Annotated in this window: 14 protein-coding genes; 6 read left to right on the top strand and 8 right to left on the bottom strand. The window is 71.1% G+C overall.

The features are described 5' to 3' along the window. Nucleotides 1-6: 6 nt before the first annotated feature. Nucleotides 7-852 (bottom strand): NAD(P)H-binding protein, encoded by an 846-nt coding sequence (locus tag PV679_RS24085; RefSeq protein WP_319682464.1) that lies wholly within the window; start codon nucleotides 850-852, stop codon nucleotides 7-9. 126 nt (nucleotides 853-978) lie between these two features. Next, entirely contained in the window at nucleotides 979-4,245 is a 3,267-nt protein-coding gene (locus PV679_RS24080) for a BTAD domain-containing putative transcriptional regulator (protein WP_319682463.1), read from the bottom strand. 171 nt (nucleotides 4,246-4,416) lie between these two features. Here PV679_RS24080 and PV679_RS24075 point away from each other — a divergent pair, with 171 nt between their 5' ends. From PV679_RS24075 to PV679_RS24060, 4 genes are all read left to right on the top strand, one after another. Then, a complete protein-coding gene (locus PV679_RS24075) occupies nucleotides 4,417-5,028 on the top strand; it encodes an NAD(P)H-dependent oxidoreductase (RefSeq protein ID WP_319682462.1) in 612 nt (203 codons plus the stop codon). Nucleotides 5,029-5,056: 28 nt separating this feature from the next. Beyond that, a complete protein-coding gene (locus PV679_RS24070; protein WP_319682461.1) occupies nucleotides 5,057-5,824 on the top strand; it encodes a thioesterase II family protein in 768 nt (255 codons plus the stop codon). Nucleotides 5,825-6,160: 336 nt separating this feature from the next. Continuing rightward, nucleotides 6,161-8,578: a BTAD domain-containing putative transcriptional regulator gene (locus PV679_RS24065; protein ID WP_319682460.1), complete on the top strand. Its 2,418-nt coding sequence runs from the start codon at nucleotides 6,161-6,163 to the stop codon at nucleotides 8,576-8,578. Nucleotides 8,579-8,623: 45 nt separating this feature from the next. Beyond that, complete coding sequence (locus PV679_RS24060; RefSeq protein WP_319682459.1) at nucleotides 8,624-9,238, top strand: hypothetical protein; 615 nt, start codon at nucleotides 8,624-8,626, stop codon at nucleotides 9,236-9,238. Between the two features lie 82 nt (nucleotides 9,239-9,320). Here the strand turns inward: PV679_RS24060 and PV679_RS24055 are convergent, their stop codons facing one another. Both PV679_RS24055 and PV679_RS24050 read right to left on the bottom strand, forming a co-directional pair. Further along, nucleotides 9,321-11,528: a BTAD domain-containing putative transcriptional regulator gene (locus tag PV679_RS24055; protein ID WP_319682458.1), complete on the bottom strand. Its 2,208-nt coding sequence runs from the start codon at nucleotides 11,526-11,528 to the stop codon at nucleotides 9,321-9,323. 147 nt (nucleotides 11,529-11,675) lie between these two features. Next, nucleotides 11,676-13,283 (bottom strand): aspartate aminotransferase family protein, encoded by a 1,608-nt coding sequence (locus PV679_RS24050; protein WP_319682457.1) that lies wholly within the window; start codon nucleotides 13,281-13,283, stop codon nucleotides 11,676-11,678. A gap of 192 nt (nucleotides 13,284-13,475) precedes the next feature. Here PV679_RS24050 and PV679_RS24045 point away from each other — a divergent pair, with 192 nt between their 5' ends. Beyond that, nucleotides 13,476-14,024, top strand: a complete 549-nt coding sequence (locus PV679_RS24045; protein WP_416069789.1) for a flavin reductase family protein — start codon at nucleotides 13,476-13,478, stop codon at nucleotides 14,022-14,024. 239 nt (nucleotides 14,025-14,263) lie between these two features. Here PV679_RS24045 and PV679_RS24040 read toward each other — a convergent pair whose 3' ends face one another. The 4 genes from PV679_RS24040 to PV679_RS24025 form a co-directional block, all read right to left on the bottom strand. Continuing rightward, entirely contained in the window at nucleotides 14,264-14,611 is a 348-nt protein-coding gene (locus PV679_RS24040; RefSeq protein ID WP_319682455.1) for a DUF1330 domain-containing protein, read from the bottom strand. A gap of 129 nt (nucleotides 14,612-14,740) precedes the next feature. After that, nucleotides 14,741-16,168, bottom strand: coding sequence for a rifampin monooxygenase (rox, locus tag PV679_RS24035; RefSeq protein WP_319682454.1), 1,428 nt, complete (start codon nucleotides 16,166-16,168; stop codon nucleotides 14,741-14,743). 384 nt (nucleotides 16,169-16,552) lie between these two features. Next, nucleotides 16,553-16,972 (bottom strand): nuclear transport factor 2 family protein, encoded by a 420-nt coding sequence (locus PV679_RS24030; protein WP_319682453.1) that lies wholly within the window; start codon nucleotides 16,970-16,972, stop codon nucleotides 16,553-16,555. Nucleotides 16,973-17,269: 297 nt separating this feature from the next. Next, nucleotides 17,270-17,602 (bottom strand): YybH family protein, encoded by a 333-nt coding sequence (locus tag PV679_RS24025; RefSeq protein ID WP_416069786.1) that lies wholly within the window; start codon nucleotides 17,600-17,602, stop codon nucleotides 17,270-17,272. Nucleotides 17,603-17,896: 294 nt separating this feature from the next. On the opposite strand from PV679_RS24025, the gene PV679_RS24020 reads away from it, so the two are divergent. Further along, a partial coding sequence (locus PV679_RS24020) for a type I polyketide synthase (protein WP_416069785.1) occupies nucleotides 17,897-26,710 on the top strand: 8,814 nt, incomplete at its 3' end.

The following is a 26,710-nucleotide window of genomic DNA, read 5'->3' as shown; positions in this document are numbered from 1 at the left end:
CGGCCGTCAGTCGTCCCATGCCCCGGCGGCCGCGGCCCTCTTGGCGAACTCGGCGAAGTCCCTCGGGGCCCGGCCGAGTATCCGCTGGACGCCGTCGGAGAGATGAGCGTCCTCGCCGTCCCGTATCCAGCCGAACAGCTCCGCGATGAAGCGGGCCTGACCCGGCGGCACGCCGTCCGCGGTCAATCCCGCCACGTACTCCTCCTCGGAGACCGGTACGTAACGGATCGCGCGGCCGGTCGCCTCGGCGATCGTGTCCACGGCCTCACCCATACTCAGCGCGCGTGGCCCGGACAGCTCGTAGACGCTGCCCTCGTGTCCCTCACGGGTGAGGACCGCGGCCGCGACCGCGGCGATGTCCTCGGCGTCGATGAACGGCTCCAGTCCGTCGCCGCTCGGCAGCCGCAGCTCCCCGGAGCGTACCGGCGCGCGCAGTGTGTCGTCCTCGGTGAAGCCCTGCATGAACCAGGTCGGCCGGAGGATCGTCCAGGCGCCGCCGGAGTCTTTCAGCGCGTTCTCCGTGGCCAGCAGCTCCGGATCACCGGAGCTCGCCCAGCCGCGCGCGGAGAGCAGGACCAGCCGCTCCACACCTCGCTCGACGGCGAACGGTGCGAAGGCCCGCATCCGTTCGGCGGCGTGTTCGTTCTGCGCGTCCACCAGATACGCGCGGCGCGCGCCGGACACCGCGGCCTCCCAGGTGGACTCGTCGAACCAGTCGAACCTGGCCGGTGTGGAGCGGGCCGCGACCCTGACGTCCGCACCGAGCCGCCGCAGCTCGGTCACCACATGCCGGCCGGTCTTGCCGGTACCGCCGATGACCAGGACGAGACCGTGTTCGCTAGCGCGTTCCATGCCACCGAGTAGACCATGAACAACCCAGTGTCACAGAGGAGTTGGCCGAAAGCAGGCGCGCCTGTACGGCGTCGGCGCCGCGGCCCGGCGCCCGGGCGTCCGCCGCGCCACCGGGCCGGGCTCGCTTCAACGAGAGGCGCGCGGTGGGTCCGGCGCGAACCTCTCCTCCTCGTCCGCCGCGCTCTCGTGGTCCATCGCCGCCCCGGCCTCCAGCCCGGCGCGGAACGCCTCCTCGCCGAGCCTCTCGCGGATCCGTGCGGAGATCCGCTCCACATCTCCGCGCTCGGCCGGCGGCAGCGGCGCGCCCGAGCGCGCCCTGGTCTGTGCCGCGGTCCCCAGCAGTCGCGCCGCGCGAGTGTGCCGGCCGGCGAGCGAGTGCGCACCGGCGAGGCCCTCCAACGCGAGGGCGACGGCGCGTGAATCACCCGTCACCCGCGCGGTGGCCAGACAGTCCATGTGCAGGGACAGCGCGGCGTCGGCGTCGCCCCGCTGCTCGGCGACAAAGCCCAACTCGGCCAGCACCAGCGCGAGTCCGGTAAACGCGCCGCGGCTGCGGTTCCACTCGCGCCACGGCCGCAGATGCTCCTCGGCGGCGTCCAGCCGGCCCTGGCGACGGGCGCCCAGGGCGAGCCCCAGCTCCGCGAACTGCTCCACAGGCCGGTTGCCCTGGTCGACCGCCAGCCGCAGCGCCCGCTCATGGAGTTCGTCCGCCTCCGTCAGCCGCTCCGCCAGCAGCGCGATCCGGCCCAGCCCCGACAGCTTGCGGGACACCTCGGACCACAGCTCCAGAGATTCGGCGATCCGCAGCCCCTCACGGTGCAGCCCGGCCGCCTGTTCGTAGTCGGCGTTGATCTCCGCGAGGACGCTCAGCACCTCCGTTGCCTTCAACTGGCCCCAGGCGTCACCCAGGTTGATGAAGTGACCGCGCGCCTCCAGAGCGTTGCCGCGCATCGCCTCCAGATTGCCTCTGGCCATGGCGAGGGCCGCCCGGGTGCTCAGTGCGGCCGCCACGCCCCAGGCGTCGCGCAGTGCCCGGAAATCGGTCAGCGCGCTGTTCATCCGCTGCTCGCCGGCCGTCAGCGCGCCCAGGCTCCACTCGGCGAACCCGAGGAACCACTCCGCCCTGGCCCGGCCCACCGTCCGCTCCGGCCGGTCCACGCTCGGCGCTTCGACCTCCGAGCCGCTGTCGCCCAGGAGCATGCAGAGCCCCGTGTGCCAGGTCCTCGCCTCGGCCCGCTCGGCCGCCGGCGCCTCGCCCTCCGTACCGAGCGCGGTCGCCAGCGCCCGGCAGCCCTCACCGAGCCTGCCGCGCAGAAACCAGTACCAGGTGAGGGCATTGGCCAGCCGCAGCGCCCACTGCGCGGAGCCGGTACGCCGCGCCTCGTCCAGCGCCCGCTGGAAGTTGGCGGATTCCGCGTCCAGGAGTTGCAGCCAGCGGCGCTGGTCGCGGCCGTGCAGATGCGGCCGGGCGCGTTCGGCCAGTTCGGCGTAGTAACGCAGATGGCGACGGGCCAGTTCCGCGGTCTCGCCCATGCCCAGTGTCTTCCGCTGAGCGTAGGCCGCGACGGATTCCAGCAGCCGGTAGCGCGGCACCGGCGGGCCGTCCACCCTGATCACCAGAGAGCGGTCCACCAGCCGGGCCAGGATGTCCAGTACCTCGTCGCCGGAGACTCCGGTGTCGGCGCACAGATCCTCGACCGCCTCCAGCGTGCAGCCCTCGGCGTGTACGGCGAGTCCGCGCAGCAGCGACTGTTCTCGCGCGCTGAGTAAGCTCCAGCTCCAGTCGATTGTCGCCTGGAGCGTCTGCTGGCGCTGCGGAGCGCCACGGTATCCGCTGTTCAGTATCCGGAACCGGTCGTCGAGCCGGTCCAGCAGCTCCTGGACGCCGAGTGTCCGTACCCGGGTGGCCGCCAGCTCCAATGCCAGCGGCAGCCCGTCCAGCCGACGGCAGATGTCCGTCACCTTGGCCGCGGTCACGGCGTCGAGAGCGAAACTCGGGTCGACGGCCTTGGCACGTGCGGCGAACAACTGGACAGCGCTGGAACGTCGCAGCGCGGCCGTGTCACTGCCGGGCAGCGGCAGGCTGAGCGGCAGCACCGGCCACACCGTCTCGCCCGGTATGCGGAGTCCTTCCTGACTGGTCGTCATCAGCTTGATGTACGGCGCGGCTTCCAGCAGCGAGCTGACCAGCTCGGCCACCGCGTCGACCACATGCTCACAGTTGTCCAGGACCAGCAGAAGCCTGCGGGAGGCAAGCGCTCCGACCAGCCGTCGCACGGAGCCGCCCGGCGACTGCGCCGCGAAGGCCCCGGCGCCGGAGTCCTCGCGGATGCCGATCACCGCCATCACATGTTCGGCCAGCGGTCCCGGACCGGCGGGCCGCTCCGCACCGCCGAGTCCCGCCAGCTCCACCAGCCAGACACCGTCCGGGAATTCGCCGTCCAGCTCCCTGGCGGTGGCGGTGGCGAGCCGTGTCTTGCCGACCCCGCCGGGACCGGTGAGCGTGACCAGCCGGCGGTCTCGTACCAACTGCTGCACCGCGACGAGCGCCTCGTCCCGTCCGAGCAGGGAGTTCACTCCGGCGGGCAGATTGGTGCGGGGCCGGGTGCCGGGGATGGAGTGCGGCGTGCCTGCCGTGCCCTGCAGCCCGGGGTCCTGGCGGAGAATGGCCTGCTGGAGCGTTTCGATGGCGGGGCCGGGAGTCAGGCCAAGCTCCTGGTCGAGCAGCCGCCGCAACTCCGCGTAGCTGTCGAGCGCCTCCGAGGAACGCCCGACCCGGTACAGCGACCGCATCTGCACCACTCTGAGCCGTTCCCGCAGCGGATGAGCGGCCACCAGAGTGGTGAGTTCACCGATCAGCATGCTGTGCTCACCGAGTTCGAGACGGGCCTCGGCGTGCTCCTCCACGGCGGTGAGCCGCTCCTCCTCCAGACCGGCGACCGCGGCCTGGACGAACGGTTCGTCCGCGAAATCCGCGAAGGCCGGTCCGCGCCACAGCGCCAGAGCGTCCGTCAGCACGGTGGCCTTCGCGCGCGGGTCCTCGACGGTGCGGGCCTGCGCCACCAGTGTCCGGAACCGGTCCGCGTCCACCGACTTGCCCGGCGCCTTGAGCGCGTACCCGGGAGCCCGGTGCACGATCAGCTCCCGGCTGCCGGGCTCGGCCTCGTCCAGCGCGCGCCGTAACTGCGAGACCTTCGCCTGGAGGGAGCCAACGGGATTGGCGGGAAGCGTCGAGCCGCCCCACAGATCCTCGACGAGCCTGTCGGCAGGCACCACCTGTCCGTTGTGAGCGAGCAGATCGGCGAGCAGGGCCCGGACTTTCACCTCCGGCACACGCACCAACCTCTCTTTGGTGGCCCACACCTCCAGCGGTCCCAGCACCCCGAATTGCATGGGCCCAGCGTAACGCAGGCGCTCCACAGAGATAGGTGATATCGCAGGTCACGGCGGTTCCGGAGCCTTTGCCCGAGGTGCCCCGAAGCAGACCGGAAGGAAACCCGAAGTCATATGCCGCACAGTGATTCCGGCAGGGACGCAAGCAGGGCCAAGGGGATGGGGACTTGGATGGGCGACACCGACCGACTACGGCTGGTGATCATCATCGGCAGCGTCAGGAAGGGCCGGTTCGGGCCCGTCGCCGCGGAGTGGCTCGCTTCGCGGGCGCGCCTGCGTGATGATTTCGACATCGATGTCATCGATCTCGCCACCGCCTGGCTGCCGGATGTGATGTCCACCGAGCTCTCGGCCCGCAAACCGCAGGCGGTGCAGGACCTGGCGCCGTGGCTGGCCGCGGCGGACGCGTTCGTGGTGGTGACGCCCGAGTACAAGCAGAGCTTCCCGGCGTCGTTGAAGAGCGCCATCGACTGGTATGACGAGGAATGGCACGCCAAGCCGGTCGGATTTCTCTCGTACGGCGGAGCGTCGAGCGGGCTGTGCGCCGTCGCGCAGTTACGGCAGGTCTTCGCCGAGGCCCACGCCGTGACAGTCAGCGAAACCGTCAGCTTCCACCAGTACCAGGAGCGCTTCGACGCGCACGGCCGGCCCTTCGACATCGAGGCCGGTCACGAGGCCGCCCGCGCCATGCTCGACCGGCTCGGCTGGTGGGCCCGCGCGCTGCGCCAGGCGCGTGCGCTGGAGCCGTACGAACGCGTGACGAACCTGTGCCCAGGAGAGTGACTCGTGCGGGAAGGAGGGAGAGGCAACCATGGACAGTAAATGGTTCAGACGGTACGGCCGGACCGACCCCGGTGACTCCGCCCGTCCCAGGCTGATCTGTTTCCCGCACGCGGGCGGCGCGGCCAGTGCCTATGCCGGGCTGGCGCGTCTGCTGCCGCCGCACCTCGATGTGGTGGCCGTGCAGTATCCCGGCCGCCAGGACCGCAGGCGCGAGACACCGGCGGCGGGAATCACCGCGCTGGCCGGGAGCATCGCCGAGCGGCTGCGCGAAGAGACCGCCGGGCCGTACGCGTTCTTCGGACACAGCATGGGCGCGCTCGTCGCCTACGAGACCGCTCGCGCGCTCCAGCGGTGGGACGCGCCGGGCCCGGTCCGGCTCCTGCTCTCCGGCCGTGGCGTGCCGAGCGCGGCGCCGAATCCGCACGACCAACTCGACAGCGACCGCGCGGTCCTGGCCGCCGTCCGGCGTCTTGGCGGCACCGACGCCGCCGTGCTGGACGATCCGGAACTGGTCGCCATGGCGCTTCCCGCGCTGCGGGCCGACTACGGTGCGCTCGCCTCGTACCGCTGGACTCCGGATCCCGTGCTGAACACGCCGGTCAGTGTCTTCGTCGGAGCTGACGACCCGGTGGTTCCGGTCGCGGCGGCGGACGCGTGGCGTGAGCGGACCGCGCTGGAGAGCGAGACGCTGGTGTTTCCCGGCGGTCACTTCTATCTGGGCGGACAACTCGACAAGGTCGCCGAGGCGATCGTGGACCGCCTCGGAGTCCGGGCCTGGGACGTGTCTGACACATAGCGCCGTCCGCCCGGAGGGCGGGGCCCGCGGCGTCTGGTGCGTGCGATCCCGAGGCGGAGGATCATCCGTGTACTGGACGTACTCGGATGACTCCGACAACGCGGTGAGCGTGCGTGCCAGGCGTCGCAGGCCAGGCGGGATGTGTCAGACAGGGCCTAGCCCGGTCCGGGTCCGCGCCGGCCGACCAGGATTCGCCGTCCACGGTCCCGCTCGTCCGGAAGGGCGGGACCGCCGTTGACACCACAGACACCACATGCCGACCACAGGGACCGGGCCATGGCGGTACGGCCCTCCGAACTCGTCGAATCAAGACACTTTACCCATGGGGGGACAAGCGTGGAGTTCAGGATTCTGGGTCCGCTGGAGGTGTCGTTCCGCGACCAGGCGGTGCCCCTGGGGGGCTTCAAACAACGAGCGGCACTGGGGCTGTTGCTGCTGCGGGCGAACCGTGTGGTGGCCACCAGCGAGATGCTGGGCGCACTGTGGCCGGAGGAGGACTTGCCGGCGACCGCCCGGAAGATCGTGCAGAACGCCGTATGGGGGCTCCGGGCCATACTCTCGGAACCACCCGATGACCGGGACCGGGGCGCGGTGCCGGTCGAGCGTCCCGAGCTGCTGACTCAGGCGCCCGGCTACATTCTGCGTGTCGATCCCGACCGGCTCGACGTGAATCGTTTCGACCGGCAGGTCGCCGAGGGCCGGGCCCGGCTGGTCGCCGGGGACACGGAGCGGGCGGCGAGGCTGCTCCGCGAGGCCCTCGCCGAGTGGCGCGGACCCGCCTTGGCCGATCTCGCCGAACACGGCGTCGCCTGGCCGGAGCTGACCGCGCTGCGTCAGCTCCGGCTCGATGTCATGGAGGACCGCTTCGAGGCCGAACTGTCCTGCGGCCGCCACCAGGGTGTGCTGGGTGAGCTTGTCTCGCTGGTCGCCGCGGAACCACTGCGGGAGCGGCTGTGCGGACAGCTGATGCTCGCCCTGTACCGCTGCGGCCGGCAGGCCGAGGCCCTCAGTGTGTTCACCCGGGTGCGGCGCGCGCTGGTCGAGGAGTACGGCCTGGAGCCCTCGCGGGACCTCCAACTCCTCCAGCAGAGCATCCTCACCCATGATCCGTCCCTGGTCGCGCCCGTGGAGGCCGGGCCCGAGGAACTGGTGCTCGCGACCGTACGGCCGCTGCGCGGCGGTCCGCCGCCCAGGGCCGAAGAGCCGCCGCGGCGGGACGCCCGGGTGGGTGAAGACCACCGGCCGGAGGAACAACGCCATGTGTCCGGGCCGGAACACCGACGGGACGGCGCATGCCCTCATCAGTCACAGGAGAGACGGGTGAGACAGGAGGAACAGGCGAGACGGGAGCCCCGGCCCACCGCGCCACAGGCCGCCACCGGCCGCGCCGACGCGGGCGGATCCATGGCGGGACCGCTGGTCGAGCGGCGCCAGGTCAGCGTGGTGCTGGTGCGTACCGGATTCACCGGTGAGGCCGACGCGCTCGCGGCCGACCACATCGCGCTGTCGCTGCACGACGCCGTCAGCGCCTTCTCGGAGGGCGTTGAGGAGTTCGGCGGCACGGTCGTCGGCTCGCTCGGGTATGTGTCCGTCGGCCTGTTCGGGCTGCGGGAGGACCGGCCGACGGCGTCACTGGACGCGGTGGCGGCGGCGCTCGCCGTACGCGACCGGCTCAACAGGATGCCCGGACCCACCTTCCACGCCGTGGTGGTCGCGGGTTCGGCCCTGGTCCGCCATGACCCCGGCGACCCAGCCGCGCCTGTCACCGTGGTCGGCCGGCTGCTCGACGACGCCCAGACCCTGCTCACCGCCGTGCCGCCCGGTGAGGTGTACGTCAGCGGGGACGCGGCACGGGTCAGCGAGGTCAGATCGCGGCACTGGCCGGTGGTGCACCTGGAGGCGGATCACGAGGTGCCGCGGCAGCGCACGCCGGGAGAGACGTACGACGCGCCGGCCGGTGCGCACCACGACCCGGCCGACCGTGAACATGAACTGGCCATCCTCACCAATCTGCTGGACCGCTCCCGGAGCCATGAGTCGCCGCACCTGGTGACGATCCTGGGTGAACAGGGCGTCGGCAAGACGCGCTTCCTGGAGGAGTTCGAACGCCGGGTCTCTCTGCGGTCCGCGCAGGTCCGCGTGGTCCGCGTGGCGGCGGAAGGCGACTTCGACAACGGTCCGCAGCTTGCCCGTGACATCCTGGCCGCCTGCTGCGGACTGCCGGCCGGGGCCGGCGCGGACCATCGCTTCGCCGAAGCCGTTCGCAGGCTCGCGGGACACGGGCCGACCGCCGAACGTCTGGTGTACAGCCTCCATCCGCTGATGGGACCGGCCTCGAAACCCCCGAGCCACGACGAGATCCACGAAAGCTGGATAGAGCTGGTGACGCTCGCGGCGCGCGAGCGGCCCCTGGTCCTCTGCTTCGACGACATCCACCGGTCCGAGGACTCGGTGCTGGACTGCGTGGAGAGACTCGTCTCCACGGCCCGGTCCGCGCCGCTGTTCGTGGTCGCCTCCGCACGCCCGGAGCTGCTGGAGCGCCGTCCGTTCTGGGGCAGCGGGCAGCGACACACCGGCACCTTGACACTCGACCGGCTGCCGGAACCAGGAGTGGACCTCCTTTCGCGGTTCGCCGGCAGGACGGGACCGGCCGAGGGACCGGCGTATCCGGCCGGCTCCGCGCGCAACGGCGCGCGCTGGGGCCGGGCACTTGGCGGTCATGAAGCGTTCCTGGCCAGGCATGCGGAGCGATGACCGCCGAATGGAGCGGCTGAGCACACGACTTGCTTCCCTGAAAGCATGGATGACAACAACCCCCCAGCACACCCGACCCAGTGGCCGACGCGCGGTGCGGACATGGCCCTGGCCTCATTCGTGGGCAGGGAATTCGTCGAAGCTCTCGATGCCGGGCTGCGCCGGGCGGGAGCCGCGGGCCGGCGCCGGGCGCGGCCCGAGGCGCCGTCCCCGGCCGCGCCCGAGAGCGCGCCCGAGCCTCCCGTCAGGGACCGGCAGCCGGATCCGGTACGCCGGGCGGACCTGGCCGTGGCGCTGCTGAGCCGGCACGCCGCGGCGATCCTCCGGCGTTTCGAGACCGCGCTGCCGATGGTCATGATTCCGGGAGGTGTGTCGCGTCGCGTGTCGCGGCTCTCGCTCACCGTCTGGGCCCGGAGTGTCCTGCGTACCGCGATGCGCCTCGACGAGCCGGCCACGACCAGGACGGCGCCGCCGGCCGCGGAGCAGCAGGTGATCGCGGCGGCCCTGCTGCTGGAATGCGCGGCCACGACGCTGCCGGCCGGGCATCCGGCGGGCGCGGAGGCGATCGGCGCGCTGGCCCGGGCGATCCGTACACGGCGAACCGATCCGGTGGTGGCGGCCCGGTCCGCCGTCTCGCCGGTCTCCGTCCGGCGGCCGTGAGGGTCGAGGGAAGGCGGACATCCGCGCGCGGGCGGTCGCCGTCCGCGCGGTGGGCCGGTGCGCGCCGGATTCCGTCCGGGGCTCAGGCGACGTCCGCGCTGCCGTCCGGGACGAGCAGCGACTTCAGCAGCCGGTCCAGCGCATCGCCGTCGACGGGAGCGAGGCTGATGGTCATGGTGTGCTGACGGCCGCCAGCCCAGTCGGGACGGCGTTCGAGCAGTTGGGCGCGGGCGCCGACGACATTCAGCAGAGGGACATTGGCACAGGCGTGGGTGAGCTGCTCGACCGTCTCCAGCACGATGCCGTCGGCCTGGTGCAGGTCGTCCCAGATGAGAACCAGTGGTTGTTCGAGCGCCGCCTTGGCGAGGAAATCCCGCCAGGCAGCGAGTACTTCATGGACGGGAAGCGCGCGGTGCGAGCGGGGAACCACGGCGATCAGCGGGCGCAGCGGGGACAGCATCGCCCGTGCGCCCTTCTCGCTGCCGGTGAGCCGCGTCAGTGTGGCGTCGGCCTTGCGGAGCGCCGCTGCCTCCGTGTCCCGGCCGGTTATCCCGCAGTATGCGGCGAACATCTCCGCCGGCACGGACAGCGGGCTGCCGCTGCCCGGACGCGGTACGGCTCCGGTCAGCACCCGTACGGTGTCCCGCTCGGCGGTCAGCCTGCGGCGGAACTCCATCAGCAGCCGCGTCTTGCCGAGTCCGGACTCGCCCAGCACGGTGATCAGATGCGGTGTCGAACGCTGCTGCGTACGCCGCAACAGGCCGCGCATCAGGTCCAGTTCGCATTCCCGTTCGCCGGCTTGCGCCGCGCACGGCTCCACGGCGCCGTCCGTGCGGCCGCCGACCGTACGGACCTGCCACGTCGAGGGAGACGCGCACACGTGGTGGTACGTGATGACCGGCTCGGTGAGCCGGCGGGTCGTGTCGCACACCTGGACCTCGCCGCCGGGTGTCTGGTCCAGCATGTCCTGGCACGAATCGACCAGATCACCACCGATCCATGGTCTGACGGCGCCCGCCACGGTCCAGCTACAGACCACGGCCTCACCCGTGGTGACCGCCGCGTGCACGTCGAGGCCGCGCACCACGGGAGCGAGTGGAGTGAGCGGGCCCGCCGGAATGCTGAGGCAGTCCCTGACCGCGGTGCCGGCGCGCACCGCCCGGTCCGCGCCGTGCGCCGGCCCCGGCGAGTGTGCGAAGTAGCCGAGCTGGACGGAGCCGATCGACGCCGCGGCCAGACCGCCGAATTCCTCGATCTTCTCGCGGGCGAGCTGGGAGACGGCGTCGAGGACCCGGTCGACGTCCTTCGGCGGAAGATGGTCGAACTCCGCACCGAGCTGGAAGCGGAGCATCAGGATGGTGGCCGGCTGACGAGGGTTCAGCGGGACTTCCACCGCCTCGCGCGTCCGCGCCGCCGGAGCGGGCTCCGGCGCGGTGACCTCCTCCGCCTCGCGCGCGCCGCTCCCTTCCGGGGCCAGGCCGGCCGAGGCGGTCCTGGCCGGCCCCGAGGCCGCGAGGCCGTGTTCCCGCCGCGCCGTCACCTCCACGGGCAGGTCGAGCGCCGGATCCTGGGTGAGGACCGACTGCTGGAGGAGCTGCATCTGGCGGCCCGGTTCCAGGCCGAGCCCTCCGACGAGCGCCGCCCGCACGCGGCTGTAGACATCCAGCGCCTCCGCCTGCCGGCCGCACCGGTACAACGCGATCATCAACTGCTGGGAGGCCCGCTCACGCAGCGGCTCGGCCTCGACGAACGCCTCCAGCTCCCGCAGTACGGCATGGTGCCCGCCACAGGCCAGCTCCGCCTCGAAACGGTCCTCCATGACATCGAGGCGCTTCTCCTGCACCGCGGTGAGCTGCGGCCAGGCCGTGCCGTCCTCCACCAGGTCGGCGAGAGCCACGCCCTGCCACAGGGACAGAGCGTCACGCAGCACCCGGCTCGCCGTGAGCGGATCGTCGGCCACCAGCGCCGCGCGCCCCTCGACGACCCGCTGCTGGAAGACGAGCAGATCGACCTGGTCGGGCCGGACCCGGACCATATAGCCGGGAGCACGCGTCACCAGCTCCGGAGCATCCTCGGGATCCGCGGCGTGAGCGAGTGCGCGGCGCAGCCGCCAGACCGCGTTCTGCAGGATCTTCCGCGCGGTCATGGGCGCGCGGTCCGTGGGCCACAGCGCGTCGAGCAACTGGCTGGTGGGCACGACCCGGTTGGCGTGCAGCAGCAGAAAGGCGAGTGCCGCCCGCTGCCTGGTCCCGCCGAGTGCCACCAGCCCGGAGTCGGTCTCGACTTCCAATGGACCTAAGAGCCGAAATTGCATGGATCTCCCCGCTTGAAGCCCCGCACGCTACAAACCCTTGATCACCTGTGTCAAAGACCGGTTGGACCGGTCAGATCGGACATGTGGGCGTCGGCGTGCGGGGGCGAGGCACGCGGCGCCCGCTCAGCGGACGGGTGCGCCCGTGAGACGTTCACCGGCATGGTCCCTCAAGATCCCGCAGATGTCCCGGAGCCCGTCCACGAGTTGCGCGATCTGCGCGTCGGAGACCTGGAGGGACGGTTCGAACCGAAGAGTGTTCAGGGCACTCGCGGTCGGAAACGTACGGATGTTGTGCCGGCGCAGCAGATGCCCGGCGAGGACATAGCCGAAGAGGCCGCCGCCCGCCGCGTCCCGCAGGATCGGTGAGGAGGATCCCGACTGATCGTGGAACTCCATGCCGAGCATCAGGCCCTTGCCCCGGATCTCCTTGACCACCTCGGGAAAGTCCTCGCGCACCGAGGTCAGCGCGGCACGCAGGGCCTCTCCGCGCTCCACGGCCCGCCGATAGGCCGCGCCGCCGTCCGCCTCCAGCAGTTCAAGGACCTTGAGCGCGATGTGGCAGGAGAAGCTGTCCTTGGCGAAGGTCGAGCTGTGGACGATCTCGAACTCCTTGCGGTACCGCGCCCGGCGCACCAGCATCACCGATGTCTTGGCGATCCCTCCGCCGAGCGTCTTGGCCAGCGTGTAGTAGTCGCCACGCAGCCCGAGTCGCGAGCTCGCCAGGAGAGTCCCGGTCCGGCCCATGCCGCTCTGGATCTCGTCGATGACCAGCGGGCAGTCGATCGTCTCGCAGAACCGCTGGATCTCCGCCGCGAATTCGGCCGACAGGACATGGATCCCGCCCTCGCCCTGGATCGGCTCCACCAGGAAGGCGCAGAACGCCGGGAACTCGCGTTCCGCCACCTCCACCCGGCCGTCGGAGACGGACACGTCCCATACCACGCGCCGTTCCTCGGCGTAGATCTCCTTGAGCGCCTCGGGACGCTCCCGGGGTACGAATCTGGCCTGCGCCGCGAGTGACTTGAACGGTGCGCGGTATGCCTCGTTGTGCGTCAACTGCACGCTCGCCGCCAGCTTTCCGTGGAAGCCGCCCTCCAGCGAGAGGAACAACGGTGGCCGCGAGAGCTGTTCGGTGTTACGGCGCGTCAGCTCCGCCGCGAGCGGATCGAAACCGCCGCCGGACGTGATGCCCAGGCGGGTGTACGCTCCGGCCGCGACAACCGCCGTACCGTCCGCCACCGCTTCCCGGGCCCGCTCCAGACGCGTGGCGAGTTCCTCCCGGAGCGCGGCCAGTCGCATGACCCGGTCCAGTTCGGCGTGTTTGACGGCGGCTTCCACGGCTTCCGCTCCGGTATTGGCGAAGATGGCGAAGTACGCCTCGTCGGTGCGCAGTTCCCGGTGAATGATCCGATTGAGTTCCGCCGCGAGACGGTTGGCATAGGGATGCCGGGAGAACTGCGCGTGTACGGGAGTCCCGGCGGCCAGCAGTTCGGTCGCACGGCCGATGATCGCGGGATGGTTGTGACCGAGCAGGACGGAGCCGTAACCGCCGGCGTAATCCACCACCGGTATCTCGGCGCCGTCCTCGCCGAGTCGGAAGAGTGTGTTGTTCTCCGCACGGACATATTCGACGGCGAGCCCCGCGGTGCCCAGCACCTCGCGGAGATACGGCTCGGCGAGTTCCGGCTCGGCGGACTCTGGCTCAAGGGATACGGAGTCTGTGTGGTCCATGGCCACAGAGTGCGCCCGTGAGGTAAACCCTCAGTCACTGCGGAGTCACGCCGCCGGCGGTGGAGCGGGAAGTGGTCACGGTTACCCGACGGTGGAGGCCCGTCGGTGGGCCGCCGGTACGTTGATGAACGCCGGCCCGTGTTTCGAACCGGAACGGGCCGAGCGTGCCCCAACGAATTCGGAGAAGGTGGCATGAATTCCGCGTCCGCTGAACTCGACCCCACAGCTTCCCACTCCGCGCCGCGCCGGGTGGGCCCCGGCCGGCTGAGGGAAGTGATGTCCCGTTTCGCGACCGGCGTCACGGTGATCACCGTGGGCCGGGAGCATCTGCACGCCATGACGGCGAATGCCTTCAGCTCTCTGTCGCTCGAACCGCCCTCGGTGCTGTGCAGTGTGGGGCACGGCGCGGTGATGCATCAGGCGCTCACCTCCGCCGGCCGGTTCGCCGTGAATATTCTCGGCGTCGAACAGGAGCCTCTCGCACGGCATTTCGCCGACAAGAACCGGACCTTGGGGGCCGCGCAATTCGACGACGTCGAATGGCGGCCGGGTGAGCACACCGGGGCGCCGCTGCTGGCAGGCTCACTGGCCTGGCTGGAATGCGAGCTGACCGCGGCGCACTCGTTCGGCGACCACACCATCTTCATCGGGACGGTGCTGGAGGCCGGCCGAGGCGGTGACGGCCGCAGTCTGCTTTTCGTCAACGGCGCGTTCGGCCGTCCGGAACTGTCGGTCCACTGAACGACCGGCGCCGCTCCGATATGGGGCAGGAGGAGCGGCGGAGGAGGCGCCTGGCCTCCGCGCCCATGCGTACCCGCCCGTGCGCCGCTGGGCCCGGAGGCCGGGCTACGGGCGGGACCGCCATCGGGTGTGAGTCGCGGACGACGAGCTCGCCGCGGCCGTGAAGGCCGCACACGGGCGAGTGCGGCGGCGAGTTGGCCAAGGACCTGGTGCTGCTGAGTACGGCCCGAGCCTGAGGACTACTCGGCAGACAGGGCCTCGCGCATCGCCTTCGCGGTGGAGGTCGCGTCGTAGCCCTCGGGAACGCCTTCGAGCAGGATGATGTCGCCGTCGATGTGCCGCGAGCGTAGCGGTGCGATCTCCTGGTACGCGGGAGAGTCCCACCAGCCCCGCGCCTCGGCGATCCCGGGGAAGCCGATGATCACGACATTCCCGGGCCAGGTGCCCTCCTTCACCTCGTGCCGTGTGGCGTGCACGAGGAAGCGGCCGCCGTACGGCTCGAAGGTGGCGGTGATGCGCTCGATGTACTCGGCGATCTCCGGGTGCGGCGCGGCGTTTCGCAGGTTCGCTATGGCGTAGGCGGGCATGGTGTCCTTCCGGTCGGTCGGGCTCCGTCACCGGCGATCGTGGCAGGCGGCCGCGCCGGGGTCGATGACCTGACAGGTAAGCGTCCCGGCTCGCGGCGCGGACCTGCCTCCTCAGGGCTGTCCACAACGTCAGACGACGGCAGCGCCGAACCACGTGGGAAGCCGGCTGAGCAGTTCCTGCTGATCTTCGCCGATCCACGCCACGTGGCCGTCCGGCCGCAGCAGCGCCGCGGGCGCGTCCAGTTCCTCGCTGACGTCGACGACGTGGTCGATCCGATCCGCCCAGCCCGCCACCGAGAGCCGGCCGGTCTGGTCGAGCAGCAGGCCGCGGCCGCTGTGCATCAGCGCGTAGAGGCGACCCTGCTTCAGCTCCATGTCCCGCATCCGCCGGCCGAGCAGCTCGTGGCCCTCGCCGAAGTCGTAGCGGACCCCGACCGCGGTGATCATCTCGGTCACGTACCGGTTCACCTCCTCGAAGTCCAACAGCTTCGAGAACAGCTCCCGCAACGCCTCCGCACCCGGATCGGCCTTCAGCAGCGCGACCAGCGCGCGGGCGTTGGCCAACACGCTCGCGCCCACCGGGTGCCGTTCGGTGTGGTAGCTGTCCAGCAGGCCCTCCGGCGCCCAGCCGTTGACCTCGGCGGCCAGTTTCCAGCCGAGGTTGAACGCGTCCTGCACGCCGAGGTTGAGCCCCTGCCCGCCGGCCGGCGGGTGGATGTGCGCCGCGTCACCGGCCAGCAGCACCCGGCCGACGCGGTAGCGCTCGGCCTGTCGGCCGGCGTCGCCGACCCGGGACAGCCAGCGCGGTGAGTGGGCACCGAAGTCGGTGCCGGCGAACGCTCGCAGCCGCTGCTTGAACTCCTCAAGGGTCGGCCCAGTCGCACGGTCCTCGGCAACACCTTCGGCGGGCACGATAATGCGGTACACCCCGTCACCCAGGGCGTCGGCGCCGAACCGTACGTGGGTCTTGCGGATTTCGGCCGTCACTGCGGCCAGCGTCGCCGGTCGCTCGGTCACCTCCACATCACCCAGCAGCGTCTCGATCTTCGCGGGCTCACCGGGGAAAGCGACGCCGAGCAGCTTGCGCACCACACCGCGGCCACCGTCGCAGCCGACGAGATAACGCGAGCGCAGCCGCGTGCCGTCGGCCAACTCGACACTCACGCCGTCCTCGTCCTGGCTCAGCCCGACCACTTCGCGGCCGCGCCGGATCTCGGCACCGAGTTCGACGGCGCGCTCGGTCAGCAGCCGCTCGGTGACCGACTGCGCAGTCGCGAGGCCGAACGGGTGCGCGGTGTCCAGCCGGTTCGGCCACGGCTTGGCGATGACGCCGAAGAGACCGGCGGCCTGGAACTTCTCGCTGACCGCGAGGAACCGGTCCAGCAGGCCACGCTGGTCCATCATCTCGACGCTGCGCACGTGCAGACCGCGCCCACGGGACTGCCCGGTCGGCTCGGTCAACTTCTCCAGCACGACCACGTGCACGCCGTGCAGCCGCAACTCGCCGGCCAGCATCAACCCGGTCGGTCCACCGCCGACAACGATCACATCGATCATCACAAACCCCCATCGATTTCCACAGATTCCGGCTTCGGCTGGTGATTCTGCGGCAGGACCCGGGGCTTGCCACAAGCCTCCCGGTGCGCTATACGTTGAGAGTGGCAAGGAGCGGATGACCTCCTTGCCTTTGCTTTTGTCGTCCGCCGTGGACGGACAGCCCTTACAGGCGACTGGGGGCCGAGCGGACAGCCCTTAGGTGAGCGGCGATGATTCGTGTGGCCGACGGCGGAAATCCGCACCACGGCGGAAAGTCACACGGCGGTAAGCGAGCCGCTCTCACCGTGGCGCGGCGCCGCTGACCGAAGAATTACCCGACCATGACAGAGAACCCTCCGGAATGAATCCGGAGGGTTCTCTCGCCGCGTGGTGCGGTGCGTTCCGTTACTCGGCCACCAGACCTGTGGCAGCCACCGGACGGTCGATCGCCATCAGCCAGCGGCCGTCCTCGATACGCCGCAGCACGTCCGTGCAATTGCCTTCCAGAAGGAGGGGCGCACCGTCCGGGCCGGTGGTCTCTATGCTGTAGTCGACGCCGATCAGCGCCACATCACCCGCGATGTACGAGTGGGTCACCTTGGCCTTCAGGCTTGGCTTCGAGGCCAGGAAGTCCTTGAAGAAGGCCAGGCGCGCCGCGCCGGTGAGCGGCTCGCCGGAGAAGTTCGAGATGGAGTCGTCGAGGTACAGACGGTTGAACAGCTCGCCGTCACCCGAGTTGAAGACCTGGATGAAGATCTCGTTCTGGGTGTCGGTGTCGTTGGTGAGATCAGGGTTCTCGGGGTCGAAATCGACGGTGAAGGCCATGATGAACCGGCCCGCCTCTCTGTGATGGCCGAATAGGTTTGCTGTGCCGTACCGACTGGTGCTTGTGGTGGCCGAGCGCCGCCGCGCGGAGCCGCCGCGGCGCGGCTAGGACGTGTCTGACACATGGCGCCGTCCGCCCGGAGGGCGGGGCCCGCGGCGTCTGGTGCGTGCGGTCCCGAGGCGGAGGATCATCCGTGCACTGGACGTACTCGGATGACTCCGACAACGCGGTGAGCGTGCGTGCCAGGCGTCGCAGGCCAGGCGGGATGTGTCAGACAGGGCCTACGGGACAGTCCTTTAGCCCTGGCCGTACGGGTCGTCGACGGCGTAGCGCCAGACGGTGTCCTCGCCCAGGCGCAGCACATCGACGCCGACGCCTTCCAGGCGCTCGGGCGAGCCGTCCTCGTCGACGGTCTCGATGACCCAGTCGACGATCAGCAGCGCGGTGTCGCCGGTGACGAAGGACTGCCGTGGCACGGCGGTCATCCTCGGCTTCCGGGCCAGAAACTCCCGCTGGTAGTCCTTGCGGGCCTGACCCGTCAGCGGCGTGCCCGGCTCCCAGACCGCGACGGCCTCTTCGGTGTAGAAGCTGTCGACGGCGTCGAAGTCGCCGGCGTTGAACGCCTCCACGTAAAGCTCCGTGCGCTTTTCCAAGTTATCCGTGAGTTGAGACATGGCGAGAGTCGGCCTGCCCTTCAGGAGGTGAGGTGGCTGAGTTCCACGTACCGGGACGCTATTCCATCCCGCGCAACATCCCGGGCATCGCCGGGTAATGCGGTGCTCTCCCGCCGCTGCGGCTCCGAATTACCCGATCAAGGCCGTGCGTTGAGTTTCCGGAGAGAGCGAATGCCTACGATCATGTCTCAGGTTTGCCTCAATGCTTTGGGTTGTCGGTTAATTCAGCCGGAAGGGTAGTCGAGCGCGATGACGAATCAGCACCACCTTGAGACACCCGTGGCACATGGGGGAGACAACGAGGCCGTCGCGGTCGTCGGACTCTCCTGTCGTCTTCCCGGCGCGGAGAGCCCTGCCGACTTCTGGGAACTGCTCCGTACCGGAACGAGCGCCATTACGGCCGTGCCCGAGGGCCGCTGGGAGACCGCGACCGGGGACACCGCCGCCGAGGAGAGCGGACCCGGGATGCGCCGGGCCGGATTCCTGGACCGCGTGGACACCTTCGACGCCGCCTTCTTCGGCATCTCGCCACGCGAGGCCGTCACCATGGACCCACAGCAGAGGCTTGTACTGGAACTGGCCTGGGAGGCCCTGGAGGACGCCGGTATCGTGCCGGCCACACTGCGCGGCAGCCGTACCGCCGTCTTCGTCGGCACACTGCGCGACGACTACGCCGCGCTGCTCTACCAGCACGGTGTCCAGGCGATCACCCAGCACACCATGGCCGGTGTCAATCGCGGTGTCATCGCGAACCGCGTGTCGTACCACCTGGGTCTGCGAGGCCCCAGCCTGACCGTCGACTCGGCCCAGTCCTCCTCACTCGTCGCCGTGCATCTCGCCTGCGAGTCACTGCGCTCCGGTGAGTCCGAGGCGGCCGTCGTCGCCGGCGTCAATCTCAATATCCTGGCCGAGGCCGCGGTCACCGAGGAGCGGTTCGGCGGCCTGTCGCCGGACGGCACGGCCTACACCTTCGACGCCCGTGCCAATGGATTCGTCCGCGGTGAGGGCGGCGGCGCCGTCATCCTCAAGCCGCTCGCCCGCGCGGTCGAGGACGGCGACCACATCTATGGTGTGATCCGTGGCAGTGCGGTCAACAACGACGGCGATACTCCCGGTCTGACCGTCCCGGGCCGCGCGTCCCAGGAGAGAGTGCTGCGCGAGGCGTACGAGAAGGCCGGTGTCGACCCCACGGCGGTCCAGTACGTGGAGCTGCACGGCACGGGCACGCCGGTCGGCGACCCGATCGAGGCCGCGGCGCTCGGCGCGGTCCTCGGCGCCGGCCGTACCTCCGACCGGCCACTGCGAGTCGGCTCGGCGAAGACCAACGTCGGTCATCTCGAAGGCGCCGCCGGCCTGGTCGGCCTGCTCAAGGCGCTGCTGGCGCTGAGCCACCGCCGGCTCCCGGCGAGCCTCAACTTCGAGACGGCCAGTCCGGACATCCCGCTGGCCCGGCTCGGCCTCGCGGTGCAGAGCGAGCTGTCCGAGTGGCCGGAGCCCGACGGGCCGCTGCTGGCCGGTGTGTCCTCCTTCGGTATGGGCGGTACCAACGCGCATGTCGTGCTGGCCGGTTACCCGGTCCATGAGCCGGCTGCCCGTCCGAGGCCCGCCAACACGCCCGTACTCACCCCGTGGGTGGTCTCCGGCCGCGGCACCGCCGCGCTGCGCGGCCAGGCCGAGCGGCTGCGCACCGCCGTCGCCGCCGACGGCACGCTCGACCCGGCGGATGTGGGCCTGTCCCTCGCGGCGCACCGCACCGTCTTCGACGACCGCGCGGTCGTCCTCGCGGACAGTCGTGCCGCGCTTCTGGACGGGCTCGCCGCGGTGGCCCAGGGCACACCGGCTCCCGGCGCCGTCACCGGTACGGCGCGGCCCGGAGGACCGGCCCTGCTCTTCACGGGCCAGGGCGCGCAGCGCATCGGCATGGGCCAGGAACTGCACCGTACCTTCCCGGTGTTCGCCCAGGCCTTCGACGAGGTGTGCGCTCATCTCGACCCGCTGCTCGGCCGCCCGCTGACCGAGGTCATCGCGTCCGGCGACGGCCTCGACGAGACGGGCTTCACGCAGCCCGCGCTCTTCGCGGTGGAGGTGGCCCTGTACCGCCTCGTCGCCTCCTGGGGCGTTGAGCCCGCGTATGTGGTCGGCCACTCCATCGGAGAGATCGCCGCCGCCCATGTCGCCGGAGTGCTCTCGCTCGCGGACGCCTCGCGCCTGGTCGCGGCCCGGGGCCGGCTGATGCAGGCACTTCCGGCCGGTGGTGTCATGGCCGCCGTGCGAGCCAGCGAGGACGAGGTGCTGCCGCTCCTCGCGGACGAGCCCGGGGCCGCGATCGCCGCGGTCAACGGACCTCTGTCGACGGTCGTCTCGGGAGACGAGGACGCCGTCGACCGGATCACCAGGCTCCTGTGCGCGCAAGGCAGAAGCATCCGCGGACTGACCGTCTCGCACGCCTTTCACTCACCGCTGATGGATCCCATGCTGGACGACTTCCGCCAGGTCGTCGAGGGACTCACCTTCCACGAGCCGAGCCTGCCGGCCATCTCCACCGTCACCGGGGAGCCGGTCGGTGCCGGACAGTGGTCCTCGCCCGAGTACTGGGTGGAGCAGGTGCGCCGCCCGGTGCGCTTCCTGGACGCCGTACGCGCGCTGGAGGCCGCCGGCGTCACGACCTTCCTGGAGCTCGGCTCCGACGCCGTCTGCTCGGCGATGGCCGCCGAGTGTGTGCGCGACGCGGACGCCACGGCATCGGTGGCCACACTGCGCTCCGGCCGTCCCGAGCCCCGAAGCCTGCTCACGGCCCTCGCCGCGGTCTTCGTCCGCGGCGCCCGGGTGGACTGGGCCGCCGTGTACGCGGGCCAGGAGGCCCGCCGGGTCCCGCTGCCCACCTATGCCTTCCAGCGTGAGCCGTACTGGATCGCCGGCACGGCCCGCGCCGCGACGCTCTCCGCGAGCACGACCGCGGTGAAGACCCGGGCCGCCGCGCCTGTGGCCCCGGCCGGGACCACGGCCGATCTCGCCGGACTCGTCACCGCGCACATCGCCTCCGTACTGGAGTACGCCGACGAACGCCGTGTCGAACTCCACACCAGCTTCAAGGACTTGGGCTTCGACTCGCTGATGTCGGTGGAGCTGCGCAACGCGCTGTCCACCGCCACCGGTCTGCGGCTGCCGAGCGGACTCCTCTTCGACCGGCCCACGCCCACCGCGCTCATCGACCATCTGCGCACACTGGCGGCCGGGCCGGACGAGACGGCGGACGACGATCAGCGCCGCGCCGAAGCCACCGGTGAACCCATCGCCATTGTGGGCATGGCCTGCCGCTACCCGGGCGGAGTCGCCTCGCCCGAGGATCTGTGGAAGCTGGTCGCCGACGGCACCGACGCGATCTCGGGCTTTCCCACCGACCGGGGCTGGGACGAGGAGCTGTTCGACCGCGATCCTTCGAGCAGCGGCAGGAGTTCCGTCCGTGAGGGCGGGTTCCTGCACGAAGCCGCCCAATTCGACAACAGCCTCTTCGGTATCTCTCCGCGCGAGGCGCTGGCCATGGATCCGCAGCAGAGACTGCTGCTGGAGACCGCGTGGGAGGCCGTGGAGCGGGCCGGGCTGGACGCCGACACACTCCGGGGCAGCCGCACCGGTGTGTTCGTCGGAGCCACGGCGCTCGACTACGGACCGCGTATGCACGACGCACCCGACAGCGTCGAGGGCTATGTGCTGACCGGCACCACGCCGAGTGTGATGTCCGGCCGCATCGCCTATCAGCTCGGACTCGTCGGGCCCGCGGTGACCGTGGACACGGCCTGCTCGTCGTCGTTGACGGCACTGCATCTCGCGGTACGGTCGCTGCGCTCCGGAGAGACCACACTGGCCCTCGCCGGCGGCGCCACCGTGATGTCGGCGCCCGGCATGTTCGTGGAGTTCTCCCGGCAGCGCGGCCTCGCGGCCGACGGACGCTCGAAGTCCTTCGCGGCGGGAGCGGACGGCACCTCATGGGCGGAGGGCGTCGGCCTGCTGCTGGTGGAGCGGCTTTCGGACGCCCGGAAGAACGGCCATCCGGTGCTCGCGGTGATCCGGGGATCCGCCGTCAACCAGGACGGGGCGAGCAATGGACTCACCGCGCCCAGCGGCCCCTCCCAGCAGCGTGTCATCCGCCAGGCCCTGGCCGACGCGGGCCTCGGCCCGGCCGAGGTCGACGCGGTCGAGGCACACGGCACCGGCACCCGTCTCGGCGATCCCATCGAGGCCGAGTCGCTCATCGCCACCTACGGCCAGGAGCGTGAACGTCCGCTGCTGCTGGGCTCGTTGAAGTCGAATATCGGTCATGCGCAGGCCGCCGCCGGCGTGGGTGGTGTGATCAAGATGGTGCAGGCGATGCGGCATGGCGTGCTGCCCAGGACACTGCATGTGGATGAGCCGTCGCCGCATGTGGACTGGGAGTCGGGCGCGGTGGAGCTGCTCACCGAGCGGACCGACTGGCCCGAGGTGGACCGGCCGCGCCGCGCCGCCGTCTCCTCCTTCGGGATCAGCGGCACCAACGCCCATGTCATCATCGAACACCAGCCACTGGACGAGGAACACCGGCCGGCGGCCCCGGAGCGTCCCGGCCCGACGGTCCCGGCACCCTGGCTGATCACCGCGCAGGACGACACCGCACTGCGCGCCCAGGCCGTCCGGCTGCGGAAACACCTCACCGACACCGGCGCCCACCCGGCGGACATCGGTCTGTCCCTCGCCACCACCCGCACCGTCCTCGATCAGCGGGCCGTGATCCTCGGCACCACGGCCGAGACATTCCTGGCCGGACTCGACGCCCTGGCGACGGGCACGGACGTACCGCAGCTCGTGACCGGAAGCGCCTCGGGCGCCGGCCGTACCGCGTTCCTGTTCACCGGGCAGGGCGCACAGCGCGCCGGAATGGGCCGGGAACTCCACGAGTCGTCGCCGGTGTTCGCCGCCGCACTGGACGAGGTCTGCTCGGCGCTGGACGCACACCTCGAACGGCCGTTGCGGGACGTGATGTTCGCTCCGGCGGACAGCGCGGCCGGAGCGCTGCTGCACCGGACCGCCTACACTCAGCCGGCGCTGTTCGCCGTGGAAACGGCGCTGTTCCGGCTGCTGGCACACCACGGACTCGTTCCCGCACTGCTCGCCGGACACTCGATCGGTGAGCTGACCGCCGCCCATGTGTCGGGTGTGCTCTCGCTCGACGACGCCGCGCTCCTTGTCGCGGCCCGGGGACGGCTGATGGAGTCGGCACGCGCCGGTGGCGCCATGATCGCGATCGAGGCCGAGGAGTCCGAGCTCGCCGCCGATCTCATGGAACACTCCGGCCTGCTCTCCGTCGCCGCCGTCAACGGCCCGACCTCGCTGGTGATCTCAGGCGACGAGGACGCCGCCGAGCGGGTCGCGGAGCGCTGGCGCTCGCGCGGCCGCAGGACCCGCCGGCTCCAGGTCAGCCACGCCTTCCACTCACCGCACATGGACGATGTCCTGGACGAGTTCCGTGCGCTCGCGCGCGGCCTCACCTTCCACGCTCCCGCCATTCCGATCGTCTCCACCGTCACCGGCGCGCTCAGTGAGACCGCCGACCTCACCTCGCCCGACTACTGGGCCGGACAGATACGCGGCACCGTCCGCTTCCTGGACGCGGCCCGCGCGCTGGAGCGTCAGGGCGTCAGTGTGTTCGTGGAAGTGGGCCCCGACGCCGTACTGACACCGATGGTGCGCGACTCTCTCGCCGGAGACCCGGCCGCCGTGCCACTCCTGCGGGCCGGCCGGCCCGAGACGGAGACACTGACCGCGGGACTCGCGAGGGCCCTCGCGTACGGCGCGCCACTCGACGCGGCCTCGTTCTTCCCGGGTGCGCACCGCGTCGACCTGCCGACCTACGCCTTCCAGCGCGAGCACTACTGGCTCGCGAACGACACCGTCACCGACGCCCGTGGTCTCGGCCTCGACCCCGCCGGCCATCCGCTGCTGTCCACCGCGGTGGAGCTGGCGGGCCGGGAGGATCTCGTCCTCACGGGCCGGCTCGGCATCGGCAGCCATCCCTGGCTGGCCGACCACGCCATCGACGGCACGGTCCTGGTGCCCGGCACCGCCTTCCTCGAACTCGCGCTGACCGCGGGCGGACACCTCGGCGCGGAGCGGGTGGAGGAGCTCACGCTGGAGACACCGCTGACGCTGCCCGAGCACGGCGCGGTCCGTGTCCAGGTCGCCGTGGACGCGCCTGACGCCTCCGGCGCGCGGACCTTCGGCATCCACTCCCGCGGCGACGGCGCCGCCGACGACCGCCGGCCCTGGACCCGCCACGCCTCAGGTGTCCTGGGCCGCGCGGGAGCGCCGGTCGCCGAGGACCCGCGCGCCTGGCCGCCCGAGGGCGCCGTGGCGCGACCGCTCGACGGGGTCTACGGCCGGCTCGCGGAGCTCGGCTACCAGTACGGCCCGGCCTTCCAGGGGCTCACCGCCGTCTGGCGCGTCGGAGACGACCTGTGCGCCGAGGTGTCCCTTCCTGAGGAACACCGGTCGGACGCCGCGCACTTCGGCATCCACCCGGCGCTGCTCGACGCGGTCCTCCATCCGCTGGTGCTGCATGCCGCCGACGTGGCGGGCGGCGCGGCCGCCGGCTCGATCCGGCTGCCGTTCTCCTGGACCGACACCGTCCTGCACGCCACCGGAGCCACCACGCTGCGGGTGCGTATCTCTCCGACCGGTCCCGACACCTTCTCGCTGACCGCCGCCGACGCCGCGGGCCGTCCGGTGGTCGCCGTCGAGTCCCTGGTCCTGCGACCCGTCGCACGCGATCAGCTCGCTCCCGCCGCGAACCGTGCCGAGGGCCTCTACGGCGTGGAGTGGACGCCCGTCACCGCACCCGCCGCGGCGCCGCGCGCACTCCGGATCGCGGAGGCGCTCCACGGTGAACTGCCGGGCGTGGACGAGGCGGACGAGGCGGCCCGTCCCGATGCCGTCCTCGTACGGGTCGACCAGTTCCACACCTCCAGGCCCGGAACGGACGAGCCTGCCGCCGCCCGTGAGACGGCGGCGGGCGCGCTGCGGCTGATCCAGTGGTTCCTCGCCGACGAACGGTACGACGACACACAACTGCTGCTGGTCACGCGTGGCGCCGTCGCGGTGGCGCCCGGAGAGAGCGTCACCACGCCGGCGAGCGCTCCCGTCTGGGGCCTGGTCCGCGCGGCACAGTCGGAGCACCCGGGCCGCCTGGTCCTGGTGGACGTGGACCGTACGGAGGCGGAGACACTGCTGCCCGTCGCCCTGGCCACCGGCGAGCCGCAACTCGCCGTGCGCGGCGATCAGATGAGCGCGCCACGGCTGGCGCGCGCGAACCGGAGCGACGCGGACACCGCGCCCGCCTTCGATCCGGCGGGCACCGTACTGATCACCGGTGGTACGGGTGGACTCGGCGCTCTGCTCGCCCGGCATCTCGTGGTGTCGAGCGGCGTCCGGCGGTTGTTGCTGGTGAGCCGTCGCGGTCCGGACGCGCCGGGTGCGGAGGAACTGTCGGCGGAGTTGGCGGCGTTGGGTGCCGAGGTCTCGGTGGTGGCGTGTGATGTGACGGATCGTGCGGCGCTGGCGGAGCTGTTGGGCCGTTTCTCGCCGGAGGATCCGCTGACGGCCGTGGTGCATACGGCCGGTGTGCTCGACGATGCCACGGTCGAGACGCTGACGCCTGAGCGGCTGGACGCCGTACTGCGGCCCAAGGTGGACGCGGCCTGGCATCTGCATGAGCTGACCCGCGACATGGACCTCACCGCCTTTGTGCTGTTCTCCTCCGTCTCGGGTCTGCTCGGCACGGCCGGACAGGCCAACTACGCCGCGGGCAACGCCTATCTCGACGCCCTGGCCGCCCATCGCCAGGCACTGGGACTCGCCGCCGTCTCGCTCGCCTGGGGACTGTGGGACGGCAGCCACGGCATGGGCGGCACACTCGGCGAGGCCGACCTCAGCCGCTGGAGCCGTACGGGCATCAGGCCCCTCACGCCGGAGCGAGGACTCGCGCTCTTCGACCTGGCGCTCACCGAAGGGGCCGCGCTGCGCGTCCCGCTGGAGCTCGACACGGCCGCCCTGCGCGCTCTCACCGACGAGCCGCCGGCTCTGCTGCGAGGGCTCGGCAGACCCCAGCCGCGCCGTGCCGCCGCGCGCACCGCGGCGGACGGCGGCCCCGGCTGGACCCAGCGGATCGCCGCGCTCTCCGAAGACCGTCGCCGCGAGGCCGTACTGGAACTGGTCCGTGGCACCGTGGCGGCCGTCCTCGGCCACGCCGACGCCTCGGCGCTCGACCCACGACGTGCCTTCAAGGACATCGGGTTCGACTCGCTCGCCGGAGTGGAACTGCGCAACCGCCTGAACACCACCACCGCACTGCGGCTGCCCGCCACGGTCGTCTTCGACCATCCGTCGGCGCAGGCACTGGCCGACTACATCTTCTCCCGGGTCTCGGACGTCCGGCCCGCCGCTGCCGTGCCCACCACGCGCACCGCCGTCGCCGCCGACGAGCCGATCGCGATCGTCGGGATGGCGTGCCGTTATCCGGGCGGAGTGGCGTCGCCGGAGGATCTGTGGCGGCTGGTGCTGGAAGGTACGGACGCCGTCAGTGAGTTCCCGGTGAACCGGGGCTGGGACCTGGACGCGCTGTACGACCCGGATCCCGACCGGACCGGTACGTCCTATGTACGGCACGGCGGATTCCTCCATGAAGCCGACCTGTTCGACCGCGAGTTCTTCGGTATCCCGCCCCGTGAGGCCACCGCGATCGATCCGCAGCAGCGCCTGCTGCTGGAGACCGCGTGGGAGACACTGGAGAGTGCCGGTCTCGACCCGGCGGCGCTGCGCGGCTCGCGGACCGGTGTGTTCACCGGCGCCATGTACGACGACTACGCGTCCCGGCTGTCCGCGAGCCCCGAGGAGTACGAGGGCTTCCTGCTGGCAGGCAATCTCTCCAGCGTTGTGTCCGGCCGGTTGTCCTACACGTACGGGTTCGAGGGGCCGGCGGTGACGGTGGACACGGCGTGTTCGTCGTCGCTGGTCGCGTTGCATCTGGCGGCGAAC

It is taken from the genome of Streptomyces sp. AK02-01A (assembly GCF_033795305.1).
Lineage (GTDB): Bacteria > Actinomycetota > Actinomycetes > Streptomycetales > Streptomycetaceae > Streptomyces.
This window is presented reverse-complemented; position numbering and strand designations above follow the sequence as displayed.